The organism is Novosphingobium profundi (assembly GCF_018491765.1).
Taxonomy (GTDB): domain Bacteria; phylum Pseudomonadota; class Alphaproteobacteria; order Sphingomonadales; family Sphingomonadaceae; genus Novosphingobium; species Novosphingobium profundi.
In genome coordinates this window covers 56,405-77,811 of sequence record NZ_JABWCU010000002.1, presented here as the reverse complement: position 1 = coordinate 77,811, position 21,407 = coordinate 56,405, and the positions used below count along the sequence as shown (strand labels likewise).

The following is a 21,407-nucleotide window of genomic DNA, read 5'->3' as shown; positions in this document are numbered from 1 at the left end:
GTTTCACCGTATCCGGAGAAGTCCGGTCTCGAGCACAGAATGTTCGATAGCGCGGTCGACCCGCAGCGCATATGCGCGAGAACGAAAATGCACCGCGCGTAACGACAGGACGGCAAGGTCCACCCGGCAACCCATCCCAGACCTCGCTTGCCCTTTTCCCGCAGCCCCCCCCTCATTGTGCGAGCTCCATGGAAGAACCTGCGCCGGGAAAGCGGGCTAGCGCCTCCCGAAAGCGCTCGCCTCGTACGCCAGACCAAACCCTTCCGCGCGATGCGATCTGCCACATGTCCATACCTAGAGCCCCCCAAATTCGTCCGGACCGGGATCGTCCGGAAGCCTCGCGACTATTGCAGATCGACCTCCTATTCCGCCTCCGGGATTGGCTCCAAGTTGGTGCTACTTGGATTTTCCGGTTCCACCGTACGCATCTAGAACGCGTCAGGACGTCACCATCGGGCAGCAACCTCGAACCGAAGGAAACGGAGTGAATGGGCGAATTATGGGGCACATGAACAACGCAATCCCGAACCGCTGGCAGGCGCTGCTTTCAGCGACCCGTCTCAGCGGTCGGGCCGCCTTTGCCTTCCTCGCTCGCTCGCTCCAGCAGCTTTCGACCTTGGTGATAACCTTGCTTGCGGCCCGCTTTCTGCCCCCGCAGGACTACGGAATATATAGTCTCGGGATCGTGTTCATTGTTTTGGTCCAAACATTGACCTACACCGGCTTCTACCAGTTCATCCTGACCTCCCGGCAGGACGATGCACTGGTGCTCTCTACCTGCTTCTGGCTCATCGCCGGCCTCGTGAGCTTTGCTTCGCTTGTGCTCGCGGCAGGGGCATGGCCGCTTCAATGGCTGTTCGATGCCCCTCATCTGGGGCCGGTGCTCTTTCTCCTGGCCGCTCTGCAGCCATTGGCCAGCCTCGGCGCCTGGTCTTCGGCTGCGCTGCTGCGGCGCGGAGAGACCATGCTCAACTTCCAGATCATGTTCGCGCAAAACATCATGGCGCTGATCGGGGGCACAATCCTGCTCTGCGCATGGCACTCGCTTTACGCACTGGTGGCATTTCGCGGCATCCGGGTGCTGGCAGGAGCCCTGCTTTATGCTTCCTTCGGACGTGATTTTCCAAGCTTGCGCTTTTCTCCGGACCTTGCCCGTACGGCGACACGCTTTTCCGCCAGCCTCTATGGCTCGCGTTTCCTGGGCTTCCTGTCGCAGTACGCGGCCGATCTCTTGCTCGGTGTGCTGCATTCGCCAGCCGAAGTGGGCCTGTATCGCTTCGGCAATCGTCTGGCCACGGGCGTGACGGACGCGGCCATGCAACCGATGTCCAACTTCGCGGCGGCGCAATTGGGCGAGGCTGCACGCAAAGGAACCGACATTTCCTGCACTCTCGCCCGCCTCTCGGGCACGATTGCACTGCTTGCCGGCATGCTGGCAGCGACCATCACCGTCCTGGCCGACGATGCCATCCATCTCTTCTTCCAGCCGAGTTACACCGCTGCGTTGGTGGTCACGTATGCGATGGCACTGAGGGCACTCGCGGGTTCGGGGAAACTGCTGCTCGAACCCGCTTTCGCCGCGCTGGGTCGAACGAGCTGGGTCATGCTCTTCAATCTGGTGACGAGCATCGTCGCGGTTTGCGCCATCTTCGCAACATCGCCACTGGGCTTGGTCGCACTTGCCTGGGGGCAGGTCATGGTAATGCTGGCATCGACCGCATTCGCATTCTACCTTCTGAACCGCCATGGCGGGATTGCCATGGAAGGTTGCCTGCGCAATGTCGCTCTTGCCGTGCTGCTCGCGACAGGTTTCGGGCTGGCTCTGGGTTTCGCCTGCGCCCAAATTCCCTCGCTTCTCGCAATCGCCCACCTGCAGGGTTTCGTCCTGCAGGTGCTCGTTGCCTGCGGGCTCGCGGTGCCCGTACTCGCTCTGGCCATTCGCCTCAGGGTCTTCAATCTCTCGGTCTTCTCCGGCTGACCTCCCCTTTTCGTCGATTTCCAAAACGGAGTTGCACGATGCTCTATTATCCAGCCGCCAACCTTGCCTTCATTCATGTCCCCAAGAACGCCGGACAGAGCGTTAGGCGTGCGCTCGATGGCGCCCTACCGGCATCGTTCGCGGCCTTGTCCGAGGATCTAGGGATCAATGCGGCCGATGCCCGCGCCCGGTTCGAGAGCACAGGAACCCCCATAGCGGGTCTCGGCCTGGTCAAGCCCGAACATTTGCCGCTCCCGCTTCTTGCCCGTCATCTTCCTCGCAGCTTCGCACAACTCTCGAGGGCGCGCAGTTTCATGCTCGTTCGCCCACCCCGGGACCGCTTCTTGTCCGCCTTGCTGCAGCATTTGCGCGAATTCAAAGGCATGACGGCCGTGCGAAGTGACGACCCGCGAGTGACCGCCGAAGCGCGCACGATCTGCCATTGGCTTTCGCAGCGCAAGGTGTTCAGCGACATCCACTACATTCATTTCGCCAGGCAGGTCGATTACTCGCAAGTCGACGGCGCGCGCGTCGTCAGCGCGATCTTTCCCATCGACCGGACAGACGCTTTGGCAGGCTGGATCGAGGCCGAAACCGGCCTTGCACTGGACATTCCCCACGACCATGCCCGCCGCGAACCCAAGGCGTGGAGCCGCACGGCACAGCCCGCCGTGCGCCACCTTGCTCGCACCCTCCTGCCGCGCAAGGTTCGCAACGGCCTCTACCCACTCTGGATGAAGAGCCCGGCCTTCGCGACGGCTTCGGATCGCTATGGCGATATCCGTTTCGATGCGAGTACCGAGGACTTCATTTCAGAATTTTACGCAGATGACGCGGCGCTCTACGATGAAGCGTGCGAAGCCTTAGGTAAGCGGCCTGATGCGCAGCCGGTTCGGAAGCGTCGCGATGCATGAAGTACTGATCAACGGCAAGTTTCTTGGCGCCGGGCTCAACGGCGTTCATCGCACCGCAGCCGAATTCACGGCACAATTGATCGGCAAGGCCGACAAGGGCACCCATCCCCAGATCATAAGCCCGCGCCCCGCGCCCCCTGGATCGACATTCGCCAGCGCACGTACGCGGGTCGTCAAGGGACGGTTCGGCCGCGGGCAAGGATGGGAAATGCTCACCTTGCCCCGTGTGGCGCAAGGCCGACTTCTTCTCAATTTCTGCAATCTCGCGCCGCTGCTTCACGGCAACAGTCTGGTCATGATCCACGATGCACAGACCTTCCTGTTTCCCCGCGATTATTCCGGAAGCCAGGCGCAGGCCTATCGCAGGCTCCTGCCCTGGATCGGGCGACGTGCGCGCAGGATCCTCACCGTGTCCGAATTCGCCCGGCAAAGCCTGATTCGGTTTGGAATCGGCCACCCCGACAAGATCGAGGTGGTTCACAACGGAACCGACCACCTCCTGCGCCACTCTCCAGATTCATCGCTCTTGAGGCGGTTCGGACTCGCAGACGAAAGCTATGTCTTGGTTCTTGGATCGACCAAGGAATACAAAAATATGCGCACGGTGTTCGACGCTTTGCGCGACCCGCTCCCGGGTGGCCAGCGCCTCGTCATCGCGGGCGGCCCGCCGGCACAGGCCTACCGCAACAAAGGTTGGGAACCACCGGCCAGTGCCGTGTTCACCGGCTTCGTCTCCGATGCGGAACTGCGAGCACTGTACCTCGGTGCCAGCGTCTTCCTGTTTCCGTCATTGACCGAGGGCTTCGGCCTTCCTCCGGTCGAGGCCATGCAATGCCGCACCCCTGTCGTCGCAGCCGCAGCCGGAGCCATGCCGGAGATCTGCGGTCAAGGCGCGCTGCTCGTCGCTCCGCAGGATTCGCGCGCCTATCGCGACGCAACACTGGCAATCCTCGACAATCGCGAGCTTGCCGATGCGCTGATCGCGCGCGGACAACAACGAGCCGCGCACTTCACATGGGACCGCGCCGGCGACCGCTTGTGGGAAACCGTCTCACACCTCCTCCCGACCGATTGAATGCGCCAGTCGTGCGCAGCCGCGAGGCCGGTCTGGCCTTGGATCGCCTGGACAAAAGGGATTCCCAATCCGGCGACGTTTCGTATTCATCCGGTGAGCCCCGCCTTGTCCGGTGAGTGAACGACCGGTCTTAAGAGCGCTCGTATGAGCGAGCTTAGGAGCGCAGCATGGGGCAGATCACGGTGATGACGGGGCCGGAGCGGCGGCGTCGGTGGCGGGACGAGGAGCGGTTCCAGATCCTGGCCGAGGCGTTCGCGCCGGGCGCATGTGTCGCGGACGTAGCCCGGCGGCGGGACGTATCGACCAGCCTGATCTACACCTGGCGGCGCAATCTGCGACGCGAACAGGCCGAAGGGGCATCCCTTCCGATGGTGGAGGCAACCTTTGCCCAGGCGGTCCTCGCCAAGGACGAGAAGGCGGACGGCTGTGATCGCTGCGGCGTGATCACCGTCGAACTGGGCGAAGGTCGGCGCGTTCGCATTTCGGCCGAAGCTCCCGCTGCACTGGTCACCGCGACCTTGAAGGCGCTGCGGTGATCCCAGCGGGCGCGCGGGTGTGGATCGCCATGGGGCACACGGACATGCGCAAAGGGATGCAAGGGCTGGCCTTGCAGGTCCAGCAGGGCCTGAAGCGCGACCCGCACGGGGGCGACCTGTTCGTGTTTCGCGGACGGACGGGATCGCTGATCAAGATCATCTGGCACGACGGGATCGGGATGTCGCTCTATTCCAAGCGGCTCGAGAAGGGACGCTTCGTGTGGCCCTCGGCGAAGGACGGGATCGTCTCGCTGACCAACGCGCAATTATCCTGCCTGCTGGAAGGGATCGACTGGCGTAACCCGCAGTATTCCTGGCGTCCGCAAAGCGCGGGATAGACCGCGCACTTTCTTCGTCTCCCGGCGCATTTTGGGCTCCAAGGCCGCGCCGATCTGTGATTCCATGCCCTTCATGGACACGGCCGCATCGCCCCTCCCGGATGACGTCGAAGCGCTCAAGGCGCTGCTGTCCGCCGCGCTCGAACGCGCTGACGATGCCGAGGCGCGCCTCGCCAATGCCAGGGCCCGCGAGAGCGCGACCGAGGCGATGATCGCCCACCTCAAGCTGCAGATCGCCAAGCTGCGCCGCGAGCAATATGGCGTCAGCGCCGAGCGCAGACGTCTCCTGCTCGATCAGCTCGAGCTTCAGCTGGAAGACCTCGAGGCCGATGCCTGCGAGGATGACCTGGCCGCCGAAGTCGCCGCGGCAAGGACAGCCGACGTTGCCGCCTTCGCGCGCAAGCGGCCAAGCCGCAAGCCGTTCCCCGAACATCTCCCGCGCGAGCGCGTCGTCATTCCCGCGCCGTGTTCGTGCCCGTCCTGCGGGGGCGCGCGCCTGTCGAAGCTGGGCGAGGACGTGACCGAGACGCTCGAAGTGATCCCGCGCCAGTGGAAAGTGATCCAGACGGTGCGCGAGAAGTTTTCGTGCCGGGATTGTGAGGCGATCACGCAGCCTCCGGCGCCGTTCCATGTCGTGCCGCGCGGATGGGCCGGCCCCAGTTTCCTCGCCATGCTGCTGTTCGAGAAGTGTGGCCAGCACCAGCCCCTCAACCGCCAGGCCGAGCGCTTCGCGCGCGAAGGCGTGGCGCTCAGCACCTCGACGCTGGCCGACCAGTTGGGCGCGGCGGCCTTCGCTCTGATGCCGCTCTATCGACGGATCGAGGCGCATGTGCTTGCAACCCGGCGCCTGCATGGCGACGATACGACCGTGCCGGTCCTGGCCAAGGGCAAGACCGATACCGCGCGCCTGTGGGCCTACGTTCGTGGTGACCGGCCATTTGCCGGCAGCGATCCGCCCGCGGCCCTGTTCCACTATTCCCGCGACCGGCGCGGCGAGCATCCTCGGGCGCATCTGGCGTCCTGGGCAGGGATTGCGCAGGCCGCTGCCTATGGTGGCTACAACGAACTCTACGCGCCCGGCCGTCAGCCCGCCCCCGTGATCGAGGCCGGCTGCTTTGCGCAACGCTGAGCGCCAAGTTCTTCGAACTCGCCGCCGTCGAGGCCGCCGCGCGCCGGAAGAGCCGCGGCGAGCGTACCGGCATGATCTATCCGATCGCGCTGGAAGCCGTGCAGCGCCTCGATGCCCTGTTCGAGATCGAGCGTGGCATCAGCGGCAAGGCGACCGAAGAGCGCCTCGCCGTCCGGCAGAACCTCTGCGCGCGGCCGATGGCGGATCTGCACGCCTGGCTCACCGCCCAACTTGCGAAGCTCTCACGCAGCCACGATCTGGCCAAGGCGATAAACTACATGCTCCGGCGCTGGGGCCTTCATCCGCTTCCTGGAAGAGGGCCGGATCTGCCTCACGAACAACGCGGCCGAGCGGGCGCTGCGCTGCGTGCCGCTGGGCCGGAAGGCATGGCTGTTCGGCGGTTCGGATCGCGGCGGACAGCGCGCCGCCGTGCTCCACTCGCTGAACCAGACCGCCCGGCTCAACGACGTCGATCCGCAAGCCTGGCTGGCCGATGTCCTGGCGCGCATCGCCGAGCATCCCGTCAACCGGATCGACGAACTGCTTCCCTGGAACTGCCTGAACCCAAATTGCGGACATCCGCTCACCCGCTTAAGCGAACAAGCATGACGTTCCGGTTGCTCGTTGCCATCGCTCTGGCTGGCCTGCTCGGTATTGCGGTGGGATGGTGGCTCCGCGAAACTCTCGCGATTGATGCGTGCTTGGATGCTGGTGGAAAGTGGGTTGTAAATGGCGGCTATTGTCTCGGCGCAAAATGGGGCGAGCTCCAGCCCTGAAGCAAGTGACGGGGAAATCACCTGCCGCCTTCACCGGATGGCTACGACCATCTACTATTCCTTCGCGCATCTCGACAGGCGAACGGGCCCTCGCAAGATGGCAGTTCACACCATCGCCATAACCACCATCGTGGTCGACTAAGCGCTGCAGTGCCTACAGCTGGCCTTTGTCGCCGGTTAATCCGGCGCCATAAGCGACCTGCGAAGCCGCATCGTGCCTTCCGGTTGATGCAGCGTCAGGGTGTCCCCTGATATCTCGGCGACTACGCCTATCAGGCCGGCTACATCGAAGTCGTTCGGTATCAGCGCAAAGTGCGCGATTGTCCCTGCCCGCGCATCGAGAAGCAATCGTTCGAAGCGTAGGTAGTAACTCGTCATCGCGAACATCACGAAACGCGGGACACGACGTTTCTATTCACGGCTGCCTTTTTTTTCAAGGACAGCCATGGATCGCGGCGAACCTAGCGACCCAGCACGGGATTGATCGGGCCTCAGCTATCGCCCTAACGTGGATGGCATGCCGCAAACGCTCGTCGGTCTTTGCCCGACCAACACATGGCCGAGCGCGCCACGATCCGAGGGCACACATCGACCGCGGGCGCTAAAAGGGGATTTGCAAGAAGGTTCTTGGCCGATCACGCGGCGGCCTTGCGTGCAATGTCGGGGCCTACCGCGACAATCAAAGCGTCCCTCGCGGCATTCTCCTGAGCGGCGCCCAAGCGTCTGGGTAAGGCAGCGTCGATGAGCTGATGACCATGCCGGTGCCCAAGCCAAGGGCCTTGCTCGCCGACCTAGGTTACTATGGCGCTCGCGTTCGCGTGAACCTGCTTCTGAGCTGCGACATGTCTGTCCTTCCCCCCCGGCTCACACCGCACGCCCCGGCGCATTCCGACTATCGTCGCTCCCGGGATCGGATCGAGCGCATGTTCCGCTTCCAGGGAAATCGGCAACGCCTTTCCACCCGCTTCAAGAAGGGTGCACTTTTCTGTCTCGCCCCCCAATCCGGCAATATGGTGGAAGCATTTCGTCCACTCGGCCTAGTCGCCGGGCGTGGGATCGGATCGCCTGAAGATCACCCGCCGCGCGGGCCGCTCGACCACCAAGACAAGCTGCCCGCCACCTTCCGGCAACGGGCGTTCCAGCCGGAAGCCCGCACCTGCCGGATTCTCCCACTCAGCTGTCGTCATAGGGCCGTCGATTGCGGCCAACCAACGTGCGTCCTCGGGGAAGAAGGACAGATTATCGCGCACCGAATTGCGCAAGTGCGCGAGCACCGCGACGTGGTCTTCAAGGTCCCGGTCGCGCGCCTCCCAATCGATCCAGCCGATGGGATTGTCCTGGCAGTATGCGTTGTTATTGCCGCGCTGGCTGCGCCCGAATTCGTCGCCCGCCGTCAGCATGATCGAGCCAGTCGAGGCGAACAGCGTGGTGAGAAGCGCCTTCAGGTCCGCGCGGCGCGCGGCAATCACGTCGGGGTCGGCGCTCGGGCCCTCGACGCCATGGTTCCAACTGAAGTTCTCGCCATGTCCGTCCCGGTTGTCCTCGCCGTTCGCCTCGTTGTGGCGGTCCAGATAGGCTACGGTATCGGCGAGGGTGAAGCCGTCGTGGGCAGCAAGGAAGTTGACCGACCGGCAGGGATTCTGCGCGTGGCTTGGGCCGAAGATGTCGCTCGATCCGGCCAGGCGCGTGGCGAGCGTGCCGATGCCCCCCTCGCCCTTCCAGAACCGCCGGACGTCGTCGCGGAAGCGGTCGTTCCATTCGAGCCAGTTCGCCGGGAAGTGCCCCAATTGATAACCTCCCGGCCCGATGTCCCAGGGTTCGGCGATCAGGACGCGATCGGCCAGCACCGGATCGCGCGCAATCTCGGCAAAGATCGGCGCGTCGGCTGCGAAGCCCGGGCCGCGCGCCAGAACCGGGGCCAGATCGAAGCGGAAGCCGTCGACGCCCGCCTGCGTGACGAAATGGCGCATCGCCTCGCATGTCAGGCGGCGGACCGCCGGGTTGGCGAAGTCGAGCGTGTTGCCGCAGCCGGTATCGTTGATCAGCGAGCCGTCGGGGGCATGGGCGTAGGCCGCGTTGTCGAGCCCACGCAAGCTGAGTACTCCGCCTTCGCGATCACTTTCTCCGGAATGGTTGAAGACCAAATCGAGGACGACGCCGATGCCGTTTTTCCGCAAAGTCGCCACCGTCTCGCGCAGTTCGGCGACACCGCCCGGGCACAGGCCGGGATCGAGCGCCATCATAGCGACCGGATTGTACCCCCAGGCGTTGATGAGCCCGAGTGGGGGCAGATGGCGTTCGTCGAGCCAGGCGACAATCGGCATCAGTTCGACCGCCCCCATACCCAACTTGCGAAGATGTGCGAGGATCGATGGATGCGCCAATGCGCCGACCGTGCCGCGCAAGTCCGCGGGCACCTCGGGATGGAGGATCGTGAAGCCGCGGACATTGATCTCGTAGATCAGGCCCCCGCGGGCGAAAAGCGGGGGCTGGAGAACAAGCGGGGGCAGGTCTTGCGCCACCCGCGCGCGCGGTACGACATCCGAGGTATCGGTTCCGAACTTGGCTAGCGCCGGAACCTGGACGAAGCGGCGATCGAGTTCGCGCGCGTATGGGTCGACCAGCAGCTTGGCCGGATCGAACCAGAGCCCCTCATCCGGTGCCCAGCGCCCTTCGGCACGATAGCCGTACAGGTACCCGGAAAGGTCCTCGGGCCAATCGAGCACCCACTCTTCACCGTCGCGCTCCATCGCGTGGCGAAATTCCTCGCCGCTTTCGTCGAACAGGCACAGCCAGACCTGCCAAGCCTGCGGGGAGCGGACCGCAAAGCGGGTCCTGCCCGCGCTCGCCCAGGCTCCCAGCCGGTTCACCGGATCAACGTGCGATAGAGCGCGGCATAGGCCCGTCCGCTCGCCTTCCAGGAAAAGTCCGCCTTCATGCCGTTGCGCTGGAGACGCTGCCAGTCCTCGCTGGAGCGGTAGAGCGCGACCGTGCGCGTGATCGCCGAGGCCAGCGTGGCCGCGTCGACGCCATCGAACTGCACGCCCGTCGCCACGCCGGCCACGAGCGCAGCCGGATTGGCGTCGATCACCGTGTCCGCAAGTCCCCCCGTGCGCGAGACCACCGGAACGCAGCCATAGGCCAGGCCGTAAAGCTGGGTGAGGCCGCAAGGCTCGAAACGCGAGGGAATGAGGATCGCATCCCCTCCTCCCTGCATGCGGTGCGAGAGACCTTCGTCGTAGCCGATGCGCACGCCCACGCGGCCCGGATGGCGCGCCGACACGGCAAGCAGCGCCTGCTCGAGTGCCGCGTCGCCCGAGCCCAGCACCGCCAGCCGCCCGCCGAGCGCGACGATGTGGTCGGCCATCGCGGGAAGCAGGTCCATGCCCTTCTGCCAGGTCAGCCGGGTGATCACCACGAACAGCGGGCCCTCGTCCTCGACAAGCCCGAACTCGGCTTCGAGCGCGCGCTTGTTGGCCCCTCGCTTGGCCAGCGTCCGCGCCGAATAGGGGGCGGCGAGGCTGGGGTCGTTCGCCGGATTCCAGACCTTGGTATCGATCCCGTTGAGGATGCCGTGGACCGCACTGCCGCGCTCGGCGATCAGCCCTTCGAGGCCCATGCCAAACGTGTGGCTGCGAATTTCGCGCGCGTAAGTCGGGCTCACGGTGGTGATGGCATCGGCGCAGAACAGGCCGGCCTTGAGCATCCCGAAGCCACCGTAGTACTCCACCCCCTGCATGTGCCAGGCGCGCTGGGGAAGACCGACCCCGGCGAAGACCTCGGCCGGGAAACGTCCCTGGAAAGCGATGTTGTGCACCGTCACCACGCTGGGCACGGTGCGCCCGCCCAGCGGCGCGTAACGGGTATAGGCGGCCGCCATGGCACCCTGCCAGTCGTGGGCGTGGAGCAGATCGAAGCCTTGCGGCTTGCCCCGCTTCTCGATCGCCCCCCCCGCAACGTCGGCCGCCGCGCGGCCAAGCGCGCAGAAGCGGCGCCAGTTGTCGGGCCAGTCCACTCCCGCCCGGTCGGCGTAGGGAAGTCCCTCGCGCACAAACAGCGAGGGGCTGTCCAGGACGTAGAGCGGATGGCCCTCGAGCGTGCCCGCCATGAGGCGCGCCGGGGCCCCGAACAACTCGGGCCAGACGTGCACCGGGCGGCTGCGCCCCAGCGCGGACAGCACCGAGGGGTAGCCGGGCAACAGGGTCGTCACCGCCACGCCCTCGCCCGCCAGAGCGCCGGGCAAAGCGCCGACGACGTCGGCGAGCCCGCCGGTCTTGACCAGCGGCACTGCCTCCGACGCGACCGAAAGGACCCTGAGGTCCGCGGATTCTGCGCTCACAGGTCCAGCCTGTCGATCATGGCCTTGGTGATCAGGCAAACACCCTTCTCGGTTCGCCGGAAGCGGATTGCGTCGAGCTCGGGGTCCTCGCCCACCACCAGCCCTTCGGGGATGCGCACGCCCGAATCGATGACCACGCGGCTGAGCCGCGCGTTGCGACCGATGTTGCAGTAGGGCAGGATCACCGCCTCGTTCACTTCCGACCAGCTTCCCATCTTGACCCCGGTGAACAGGAGCGAGCGACGCGCGAGCGAGCCCGAGACGATGCAGTCCTGGCTGATCAGCGAGGAGATCGCCTGCCCGCGCCGTCCGTCCTGGTCGTGCACGAACTTGGCGGGCGCGGCGACGACGGTGTCGGTCCAGATCGGCCAGTCGCGGTCGTACATGTCGAGCTTGGGGACGGTGTCGGTAAGGTCGAGATTGGCCTCGAAGTAGGCATCGACGGTGCCCACGTCCCGCCAGTACTCCTCGATCTCCTCGGCAGCCCGGATGCACGAGGAGGTGAAGCGGTGCGCCTTCGCCTTCCCGTGCTTGACGATGTAGGGGATGATGTCGCCCCCGAAATCACGCCGGGAATCGGGATCGGAGGCGTCGCGGCGAAGCTGCTCGAACAGGAACTCGGTCTCGAAGACATAGATCCCCATGGAGGCCAGCGCGTGGTCGGGATCGCCCGGAATTCCGGGCGGATCGGCGGGCTTCTCGAGGAAGGAGGTAATGTAGTCGTCGTCGTCGACGTGCATGACCCCGAAGGCGGTGGCATCGGCGCGCGGGACGGTCAGGCAGCCCACGGTCACGTCGGCGCCGGAATCGACATGCTCGCGCAGCATGAGCTCGTAATCCATCTTGTAGATGTGATCGCCCGCCAGGATCACCATGTAGCGCGGCGCGTGCACGGCGATGATGTCGATGTTCTGGAACACCGCATCGGCCGTGCCCTCGTACCACATGAACTCGGAAATGCGCTGCGAGGCGGGCAGGATGTCGAAGCTCTCGTTGCGTTCGGGGCGCATGAAGTTCCACGCCCGGTTCATGTGCCGGATCAGGCTATGCGCCTTGTACTGCGTGGCGACCCCGATCCGGCGGATGCCCGAGTTGATCGCGTTCGACAGCGCGAAATCGATGATCCGGCTCATGCCGCCGAAGTAGACGGCCGGCTTGGCCCGGTTGTCGGTCAGCTCCTTGAGCCGGCTGCCCCGTCCTCCGGCCAGAACGTACGCCATCGCCTCGCGCGCGAGTGGCTGCCCACTGGGCGTCTTCATCGTGCCTTGTCCTCTCTCCGGCCTTTGGCCTGTTTCAATCCGCGCATTCCAGCATGATCGTCGCAAGCGGCGGCAGGGTCACGTGCGCCACCCCCCCGCTTGCCCGGACCTGACCCAGATTCCCCTTGCCCGATCCGCCATAGTAGACCGAATCGCTGTTGAGAATTTCATTCCATTTGCCATCATGGGGCAACGCCAAAGCATAGGCGCTGCGCAACGTCGGGGTCATGTTGCAGATGACCACCACATCGCGCGCACCCGGCGCCTTGCGTACCCAGGCGAAGACCGAATTGACCGCATCGTCGACCACCAGCCAGGCGAAGCCCTCCCCCTCGCAGTCGCGTCCGTGCAGCGCCGGCTTGCTGCGGTATACCCGGTTGAGGTCGCGCACCAGATTGCGCACACCCTCGTGCGCGGGCGCCTCGCGCAAGTGCCAGTCGAGCGCGCGATCCTCGCTCCACTCGGCGCGCTGGGCGAATTCCTGCCCCATGAACAGCAGCTTCTTGCCCGGATAGCCCCACATCATCGCGTAGTAGGCGCGCAAGTTCGCGAACTGCTGCCAGTCGTCGCCGCTCATCTTGGCGAGCAGCGAACCCTTGCCGTGGACGACCTCGTCGTGGCTAAGCGGGAGGACGAAGTTCTCCGAGAAGGCGTACATCAAGCCGAAGGTGATGTCCTCATGGTGGAACTGGCGATGCACCGGATCGCGCCCCATGTAGCGCAAGGTGTCGTGCATGAAGCCCATATTCCACTTGAAACCAAAGCCGAGCGCGGTCGCGCGCGTTCCCGCCTCGGCCTCATGCGCGGGGGCGGAGACCCCCGGCCAGGCGGTCGATTCCTCGGCGATCGTGATGATGCCGGGGTGGTTCTGGTAAAGCGCGTTGTTGACCGCGCGCAGGAAGTCGACCGCTTCCCAGTTCTCGCGCCCTCCAGCCTCGTTGGCGATCCACTCGCCCTCCTTGCGCGAATAATCGCGGTAGAGCATCGAGGCGACCGCGTCGATGCGCAAGCCATCGACATGGTAGCGCTCGGCCCAGAACAGCGCGTTGTTGACGAGGTAGCTCGCCACTTCCTTGCGCCCGAAATTGTAGATCAGCGTGTTCCAGTCAGGGTGATAGCCCTGCCGCCAATCCTCGTGCTCGTAGAGCGCGGTGCCATCGAAGCGCACGAGGCCGTGCTCATCGGTCGGGAAGTGCGCCGGGACCCAGTCGAGGATGACCCCGATGCCGGCCTTGTGTGCGCCCTCGACGAACCGCGCAAAACCCGAAGGCTCGCCGAACCGGGCCGAAGGCGCGTAGAGCCCGGTCGTCTGGTATCCCCATGACGGGTCATAGGGGTGCTCGCTGATCGGCATGAACTCGATATGGGTGAAGCCCATGTCGACGACGTAGGGGATGAGTTGGTCGGCCATCTCGTCCCAGTTGAGGAACCAGTTCCACCGGTCGCGCTGCCACGATCCGGCGTGCACCTCGTAGATCGAGACCGGCACCCGCCGGGCATCGACCCCGGCCCAGTGCGCGCGGTGCGCCGCATCCTGCCAGTCGTGCCACTCGACCTTGGCCGTGACCGAGGCCGTGCGCGGGCGCACTTCGGTCATGAAGGCGAAGGGGTCGGCCTTGAGCGGGCGCGCAACGCCGTCGAAGCCCACGACGTGAAACTTGTAGGCCCGATAGTCCTTGATATCGGGAATGAAGATTTCCCACACGCCGATGTCGCTGCGGTTGCGCATGACGTGCCGCGCCGGTTCCCAGTCGTTGAAGTCGCCCACCACGCTGACGCGCTGGGCGTTGGGCGCCCAGACCGCGAAATGGACGCCCCAGGCGCCCTGATGCTCGATCAGGTGCGCGCCCATCTTGTCGAACAGGCGATAGTGGGTGCCCTGCGCGATCAGGAAGTCGTCGACAGGGCCCAGCACCGGCGCGAAGCTGTAGGGATCGGTCTGGATCCACTCGTGCTGCCCGTCCGAGCAGCGATAGCGGATCGGCTGCGGCTTGCCCACGAGATAGCCCTCGAACAGGCCGCGCTCGTCGATCTGCGCCAGTTCACCCAGCCGCCGCCCCTCGATCGAAAAGGCCTCTGCGCTCTGCGCGCCCGGGAGAATGGCCCGCGCAAAAGCGCCCATCGGTCCGGCGTGCACCCCCAGCAACGAAAACGGATCGCCATGGGTGCCGTCCAGCAGGGCATCGAGAGCGCTTTCCTTTGGCTTCACAAGACTTTCCAGATATCCTTCGCGTATTCGGCAATGGTCCGGTCCGACGAGAACCAGCCCACGTTGGCGATGTTGCGGATCGCGGCCTCGCGCCAGCCCGGAGCATCGCGCCAACGGGCGTCGACGCTGCGCTGCGCATCGGTGTAGCTTTCGAAATCGGCGGCGCACATGAACCAGTCGTGGTCGTAGATGCCTCCGATAAGGCCCGCATAGCGCCCGGGATCGTCGGGCGAGAACACGCCCGAGGCGATCATCGAGAGCGCCTGGCTCAATTCGCGCGAGTCCTCGATGATCTCGCGCGGGTTGTAGCCCTCGGCCCGCTTCGCCGCGACTTCCTCGGCGGTCAGCCCGAAGATGACGATGTTCTCGTCGCCCACATGCTCCTTGATTTCCACATTGGCGCCATCGAGCGTGCCGATCGTCAGCGCCCCGTTGAGCGCAAACTTCATATTGCCCGTGCCCGAAGCCTCCATGCCCGCGGTCGAGATCTGCTCGGAAAGGTCGGCGGCGGGAATGATCCGCTCGGCCAGGCTGACGTTGTAGTTGGGCACGAAAACGACCTTGAGGATACCCCCCACCGAAGGATCGGAATTGACCCGCTTGGCGATGTCGTTGGCCAGTTTGATGACGAGCTTGGCGTTGTGGTAGCTCGACGCCGCCTTGCCCCCGAAGATCTTGACGCGCGGCACCCAGTCGCGCTCGGGATGGCTGCGGATCTGGTCGTAGAGGGCGACGGTTTCGATCAGGTTGAGAAGCTGGCGCTTGTACTCGTGAATGCGCTTGATCTGGACGTCGAACAGCGCGTCAGGGTTGAGCCGAATACCCATCGTCGCCTTGAGATGCTCGGCCAGCGCCACTTTGTTGGCGCGCTTGACCTCGGCGATGCGCTCGCCCAGCGCCGCGTCCTCGGCCAATGCGTTGAGCGCCGAGAGCTGGCCTGCGTCCTTCAGGAAATCATCGCCGATGGCCTCGCGGATGACGCCGGTCAGCCCAGGGTTGCACTGCTGCAACCAACGGCGCGGGGTGACCCCGTTGGTCTTGTTGTTGATCCGCGAGGGATAGAGCGAGTGGAGATCGGCGAAGACCGTCTCCTTCATCAGCTCGGTGTGGAGCGCGGCCACGCCGTTCACCGAATGCGCGCCCACGAAGGCGAGGTTGGCCATGCGCACGCGCCGCTCGCCCGATTCCTCGATCAGCGAGATCGCCGAAATCTGCGCGTCATCGCACCCAGCCTTGCGCGCCTCGCGCAGGATCCGGCTGTTGATCGCGTAGATGATCTGCATGTGGCGAGGCAGGAGACGCTCGAACAGCGGCAGCGGCCAGGTTTCCAGCGCTTCGGGCAGGAGCGTATGGTTGGTGTAGGAGATGGTCTGCTTGCACAGCCCCCAGGCCTCCTCGAATTCGAGCTGGTGGACATCGACCATGAGCCGCATCAGCTCGGCCACCGCGACCGAGGGGTGCGTGTCATTGAGCTGGATCGCGGCCTTTTCGGGCAGCGAGCGGATGTCGCCTTCGTACTGCATGTGGCGGCGCACGATGTCCTGCACCGAGGCGGCGGTGAAGAAGTACTCCTGGCGCAGCCGCAGTTCCTGCCCGGCCGGGCTGGAATCGGCCGGGTAGAGCACGCGCACCAGGCTGTCGGCGCGCACCTGCTCGGAAAGCGCGCCGACGTGGTCGCCGGCGTTGAAGGCGTCGAGCTTGATCGGGTCGAGCGCGCTCGCGGTCCACAGCCGCAGCGTGTTCACCCGCTTGGCGCCATAGCCCACCACCGGCGTATCGACCGCGGTCGCCTCGACCTGTTCGGCCGGGTGCCAGGCGGCAACGTCGCCCTCGACGGTGACCTCCCCGCCAAAGCCGATGCGGTAGGTGCTCTCGAGCCGCTCGAATTCCCAGGGATTGCCGTGGGCGAGCCAGGTCTCGGGCAGTTCGACCTGCCAGCCATCGTCGATGCGCTGGCGGAACATGCCGTTCACGTAACGGATGCCGTAGCCATAGGCGGGGATGTCGAGAGTCGCGAGGCTTTCCATGAAGCAGGCCGCGAGCCGCCCGAGCCCCCCGTTGCCGAGCGCGGCGTCGGGCTCGAACTCCTCGATTTCGGCAAGGTCGAGCCCGTGCGCGGCCAGCGCCTTCTCCACTTCGGCGGTCATCCCCATGTTGGAAAGCGCATCGCGCAGGAGCCGCCCGATGAGAAACTCCATCGAGAGGTAGTAGACGCGCTTGTCGCCCGCCTCGTAGGTGCGCCGCGTGGACGTGATCCAGTCGTCGATGATGTGGTCGCGCAACGCGTAGATCGAGGCGTTGTACCAGTCGTGGTGCTTCGCGGCGCGTTCGTCCTTGCCGACACGGTGGCGAAGCACGCGAACGATATGCTCGTCGAACTCGGAAGGACTGCTTGCCACGGATTCTCTCCTAAAACGGCTGTCGCGAAGTGTCCGTCCGCCGGATCCGCTCCGCCCCAGGCCAGGCCCAAAGCATGGGCGGAATCTGGCCCGCCCGTTTATCCGAATACTGTTGTCCATCATGGCTACCACACGGGTGCGGCGCAGCAAGCCCAATTGTGCAACGCCGCAAAAAAGCTTTGCACATTCCGCGCATTCGCCCTGGTGGGCGGCAACAAAGCTAGGCAGCGCGGCGGGCCGAGGTTACAGATGGCGGATGCACGAACTGACGCCCTTCGACGCCGCCTCGTTCCTGATCGTGATGGCGGCCGCACTCGGCTACCTGAACCATCGCACGTTCAAATTGCCCTCGACGGTGGGGCTCACCGTCATGGGCACGCTCGCCTCGCTGCTGCTGGTCGCCTACGATCGTTTCGTACCCTCGAGCACACTGACCGCGACCTTCGGCCGCTTCCTCGCCGACATCGATTTCTCGCAGACGCTGATGGACGGCATGCTCTCGTTCCTCCTCTTCGCGGGTGCGATGCACGTCAGTTGGGCGCACATGCGCGCGGGCGCGCTGCCGATCCTGGTCTTCAGCACGATCGGCGTAGTGCTCTCCACCGCGCTCGTCGGCTTTGGCTTCCACGCGCTCTCGGGGGCCGTCGGCATCCCGGTGCCGCTCACCTGGTGCCTCGTCTTCGGCGCGCTGATCAGTCCGACCGACCCGGTCTCGGTCATGGCCGTCATGAAGCGCGCGGCCATGCCCGAGACGCTCCAGGCGACCGTCGCCGGGGAAAGCCTGTTCAATGACGGGATCGGCGTCGTCGTGTTCACCATCCTGATCGCGCTCGCCACCGGGACCGAGCCGTTCACCTGGTCCTTCGCGCTGGGTCACTTTGCGCAGGAAGCGCTGGGCGGCGGCCTGCTCGGCCTTGTCGTTGGCGGCATCGGCTACGCGGCGATGAAGTCGATCGACGAATACAACATCGAGGCCATGATCAGCCTTGCCGTGGTGATGGGCGGCTACAGTCTTGCCATGGCGCTCCACGTCAGCGGCCCGGTGGCCATGGCCGTCGCGGGCCTCATCATCGGCAACGCGGGCGTGACCCATGCGATGAGTGACCTCACGCGCGACTACATCATCAAGTTCTGGGCGCTGATCGACGAAGTGCTCAACGCCGTGCTGTTCCTGCTCATCGGCCTCGAGGTCATCGCGCTCGACCTCCAGCCGGGCTACCTCCTGCTCGGCGTCGCCACCATCCTGATCGTGCTGGTCGCCCGCATGCTTTCCGTGGGCCTGCCGCTCGTCGCGATGAAGCGGGCCATCGACATGGGTCCCCTTGCCTTCCCCACACTGGTCTGGGGCGGATTGCGCGGCGGCATCTCGATCGCCCTCGCGCTCTCGCTGCCGGCCTCGCCGATCCGGTCCGAACTGCTCGCCGCGACTTACATCGTGGTGCTCTTCGCCGTCGTCGTCCAGGGCGGATCGATCGCCCGGCTCATCGCCGCGATCCAGTCCCGCCACCCCCGCATTTCGGGAGCCGCCTGAACCCATGCCCGCCGAAACTCCCCCCGAAAACGGCCCCGAACCCGCCATGCCCGACAGCCCCCTGCCCGGCACGTCCACCCCCGACGAGAGCCGCGAGGCGCGAGATGCACCTCTGCCCGGCTCGTTCAACGAGGCCTGGCTCAACCGGCCGCACTGGGTGCGCCGGACCGAGGCCTTCTTCCATCTCGTGCGCATCAAGTTCGCCCACGCGGTGCTGCTGCCCGAACTCAGCCCGGACCAGGCATTCGACTTGCGCCAAACCGTCCGCCAGGAAGGCCAGCTCACCAGCGGCTACATCCTGATGTGCGCGCTCGCCGCCGGCATCGCCATCCTCGGCCTGCTTCAGAGCTCGACGGCCGTGGTCATCGGCGCGATGCTCGTCTCGCCGCTGATGAGCCCGATTGCCGCGATGGGCTTCGGCTTCGCCTCGCTCGACGGGCACCGCATCCGCGACGCGGTGAAAGTGGTGGCGATCGGCGCGCTGATCGGGATCGCGACGGGCATCGTGCTCACCCTGCTCTCGCCGATCCGCAATGCGACGCCCGAAATCCTGGCGCGCACCGAGCCCAACCTGCTCGACCTCGCCATCGCGCTGCTCTCGGGCCTCGCCGGTGGCTATTCGACCGTGATCGGCAAGGGCGGCACCGCCATCGGGGTCGCCATCGCGACGGCCCTGATGCCCCCGCTCGCGGTGGTGGGCTATGGCATCGGCGTGCTCCAGCCGCTCTTCGCGATGGGCGCGCTGCTGCTGTTCCTCACCAACCTGGCCGCGATCACGTTCGCCTTCGCGCTTGTCGCACGCCTTTCGGGCGCGGCACGTCCGCTCGGCAAGGTCGAGTGGACACCGCGCTACGTCGCCATCCTGATCGCCGCCTTCCTCGTACTGGCAACGCCGCTCACGATGACGCTGATGAAGCTGACCAACGAGGCCCGCATCCGCTCGGCCGCCCAAAACGCGATCATCGAGGCGTGCGGCGACAACAGCGTCAACGTCGCCCAGCTCGACGTCAGCTCGAGCCTGTTCGGCTCCCCCAAGGTCAAGGCCCTGGTCATCGCCACCAGCTACACCGCGAATGCGCAAGCCGCGGCCGAGACCTTGCTGCGCACGCGCCTTGGCGAAAACGTCGAGATCAGCCTCCAGCAAGTCCTCGCCGCCGACGTACGTTCGCAGACGCAGGCCATGGTCGACGCCGCGATGGAGCGCACGACCGCGGGCATCGCCGCCGACGTGCCCCCATTCAAGACGATCCGCCAGAAGATCGGCCTGCCCACGCGTGCGATCTGGACCGACCGCGCCCAGCGCCAGGTCTACATCGAGCCGGTCCCCGCTCCCGAATGGACGCTCGAGGATTACCGTGTCACCGAAAAGGCCGCGAGCCAGGGCGTATCCGGCTGGACGGTGCGCCTGGTACCGCCCCCCCAACCGAGCTTGCGCGTCGCGCTCGGCGGCCCGGAGAGTGGCACACGGCCCGACGATGCCCTCCCCGTCGACCTCGCCATCTGGGCCCTCCAGCGCTGGGGTCTGGGTGCGGTCACCATTTCGGGAGCGCCCGTGGCGGAGCTCGAGACGCTATCGCGGCAGCTCGCGATGGCCGGGATCGCGGCCACTGTCGACGACGCAGATGTGGACGATGCCGCGAAACCTTCAGCCACGCCGTCCACGGCCCCGACCGAGGGCAAGGACACGGCGGTGATTGCCACCATTCGCGTCTACGCCCCAAGCCCCTCGCACGAGGCGGCCGAAAAGGCCCGGCGCGACACCGCGACGCGCGCCGCCGCGCTGGAAGAAAGCTTTCCCGCCCCCTGAAGGCCAGGCCGATCAGGCCTCGCCGATCTGCTCCACGCGGCGCGCCGATCCCAGCACGAACATGCGAATGCGGCGAATGTGAAGGATGAGCACGGCCTGTGCCGTCTCGAGTTCGCCGCGTGCGATGGCTTCGTAGAGCACGCGGTGTTCGTTGACATGCTCTTCGCGCGCGCCAAGCGCGTCGGCCTCGCTCATTCGCGCCCAGGCCGCGAGCACGTAACTTTGCAAGGCGTCCCAGATCCGTTCGACCATTCCGGCGAGCAGCGCCGAGGAATGGCGACTGTACGCGAGCCAGTGGAAGGCCCGGGCACGCTGAACCATCGCTTCAGCCCCGATATCCTCGCACGGCGCGTCGAGCAGCGCCTTGAGCGCGAACACGTCCTCTTGCGTGAAGCGCGCAAGACTGCTGGCGAGTAGCAGCGGCTCCAGCCGTTCGCAGATGTCGAACGCGGCCGCAAGATCGGCTTCGTCGAGCGAGATCACCCGCGCCCCGGTGTTCGCGCGCATCGACACCAGCCCGCGCGCCTCGAGAATGCGCAGGGCGTCGCGAACGGGGATGCGGCTGATGTTGAGTTCCGCCGCGAGTTCGTCCTGCTTGATCCGCATTCCGGGAGGCAATGCGCCCGACAGTATACGCCCGGCAAGCACATCGGCCACGCGCTCGCTGACCGCCTCGGAATGTCCTTTACTCATGGCAAACACTCGGCATTGAAGCAAGCACCCCACTATATGTTTGAGCCGGAGTATTTGAACAAATCAATAGGGTTAACACCAAAGTGAAGTCCGCGACAGGCCCACCCCAGAAGCCACGGAAAACTCGAATTCGCATTTGCAATAACAAACGAACTTCATTTTAAACTAATTCGATAAAGTTTTCACATTTGATTGAAAATCACAAAGTTCATTTCACAAATGAAAGACAATTACAAATACAATGATTAAATTCTAAGAACTTTCAATATATAAATTTCCTCACATCGGCCTGGAATGAATATCTGTTCGAAAGGCACATCGGGATACACTGCGCGCACGATCTCAGTTGGACTAAGCAGATCAACGAGTAAGGCCGATCACCGCGTATAAGCGATGACTTGCCAAGATCGCGGCACCAACAAGG

13 protein-coding genes and 1 pseudogene are annotated in these 21,407 nt (G+C 65.0%); 8 read left to right on the top strand and 6 right to left on the bottom strand.

All coding sequences use genetic code 11. The annotated features are described in order from the left end of the window. Positions 1–508: 508 nt before the first annotated feature. The 6 genes and pseudogenes from HT136_RS02150 (at position 509) to tnpC (ending at position 6,579) form a co-directional block, all read left to right on the top strand. Positions 509–1,978, top strand: a complete 1,470-nt coding sequence (locus tag HT136_RS02150; RefSeq protein WP_246543276.1) for an oligosaccharide flippase family protein — start codon at positions 509–511, stop codon at positions 1,976–1,978. A gap of 392 nt (positions 1,979–2,370) precedes the next feature. Then, positions 2,371–2,892, top strand: coding sequence for a hypothetical protein (locus HT136_RS02145; RefSeq protein ID WP_214197318.1), 522 nt, complete (start codon positions 2,371–2,373; stop codon positions 2,890–2,892). Beyond that, a complete protein-coding gene (locus tag HT136_RS02140) occupies positions 2,858–3,967 on the top strand; it encodes a glycosyltransferase family 4 protein (RefSeq protein WP_246543275.1) in 1,110 nt (369 codons plus the stop codon). Before HT136_RS02145 ends, HT136_RS02140 begins: the two co-directional genes overlap by 35 nt. A 167-nt stretch (positions 3,968–4,134) precedes the next feature. Continuing rightward, on the top strand, positions 4,135–4,503 hold the full coding sequence (gene tnpA, locus HT136_RS02135) for an IS66-like element accessory protein TnpA (protein ID WP_214197316.1): 369 nt from the start codon (positions 4,135–4,137) through the stop codon (positions 4,501–4,503). Continuing rightward, complete coding sequence (gene tnpB, locus HT136_RS02130) at positions 4,500–4,841, top strand: IS66 family insertion sequence element accessory protein TnpB (RefSeq protein WP_079731921.1); 342 nt, start codon at positions 4,500–4,502, stop codon at positions 4,839–4,841. Before tnpA ends, tnpB begins: the two co-directional genes overlap by 4 nt. Positions 4,842–4,914: 73 nt before the next feature. Further along, positions 4,915–6,579: pseudogene (tnpC, locus tag HT136_RS02125) on the top strand (IS66 family transposase). Positions 6,580–7,783: 1,204 nt separating this feature from the next. Here the strand turns inward: tnpC and glgX are convergent. Genes glgX through HT136_RS02100 form a run of 5 tightly spaced genes read right to left on the bottom strand, consistent with a single transcriptional unit; the run spans position 7,784 to position 16,952 of the window. Next, positions 7,784–9,616 (bottom strand): glycogen debranching protein GlgX, encoded by a 1,833-nt coding sequence (gene glgX / locus HT136_RS02120; protein ID WP_214197315.1) that lies wholly within the window; start codon positions 9,614–9,616, stop codon positions 7,784–7,786. Continuing rightward, on the bottom strand, positions 9,613–11,085 hold the full coding sequence (gene glgA / locus HT136_RS02115) for a glycogen synthase GlgA (RefSeq protein ID WP_214197313.1): 1,473 nt from the start codon (positions 11,083–11,085) through the stop codon (positions 9,613–9,615). Before glgA ends, glgX begins: the two co-directional genes overlap by 4 nt. Next, complete coding sequence (gene glgC / locus HT136_RS02110) at positions 11,082–12,344, bottom strand: glucose-1-phosphate adenylyltransferase (RefSeq protein ID WP_214197311.1); 1,263 nt, start codon at positions 12,342–12,344, stop codon at positions 11,082–11,084. Before glgC ends, glgA begins: the two co-directional genes overlap by 4 nt. Before the next feature lie 34 nt (positions 12,345–12,378). Continuing rightward, entirely contained in the window at positions 12,379–14,553 is a 2,175-nt protein-coding gene (gene glgB, locus HT136_RS02105; protein WP_214197310.1) for a 1,4-alpha-glucan branching protein GlgB, read from the bottom strand. Then, on the bottom strand, positions 14,550–16,952 hold the full coding sequence (locus tag HT136_RS02100) for a glycogen/starch/alpha-glucan phosphorylase (RefSeq protein WP_343222080.1): 2,403 nt from the start codon (positions 16,950–16,952) through the stop codon (positions 14,550–14,552). Before HT136_RS02100 ends, glgB begins: the two co-directional genes overlap by 4 nt. Before the next feature lie 256 nt (positions 16,953–17,208). Here HT136_RS02100 and HT136_RS02095 point away from each other — a divergent pair, with 256 nt between their 5' ends. Both HT136_RS02095 and HT136_RS02090 read left to right on the top strand, forming a co-directional pair. Then, a complete protein-coding gene (locus HT136_RS02095; protein ID WP_214197308.1) occupies positions 17,209–18,483 on the top strand; it encodes a cation:proton antiporter in 1,275 nt (424 codons plus the stop codon). 4 nt (positions 18,484–18,487) lie between these two features. Next, positions 18,488–20,290 (top strand): DUF389 domain-containing protein, encoded by a 1,803-nt coding sequence (locus HT136_RS02090; protein WP_246543274.1) that lies wholly within the window; start codon positions 18,488–18,490, stop codon positions 20,288–20,290. Positions 20,291–20,302: 12 nt separating this feature from the next. On the opposite strand, the gene HT136_RS02085 is transcribed toward HT136_RS02090, so the two are convergent. Beyond that, positions 20,303–20,983 carry a GntR family transcriptional regulator gene (locus HT136_RS02085; protein WP_214197306.1) on the bottom strand — a complete coding sequence of 227 codons (681 nt, stop codon included), beginning with the start codon at positions 20,981–20,983 and terminating at the stop codon, positions 20,303–20,305. Between the last annotated feature and the right edge of the window lie 424 nt (positions 20,984–21,407).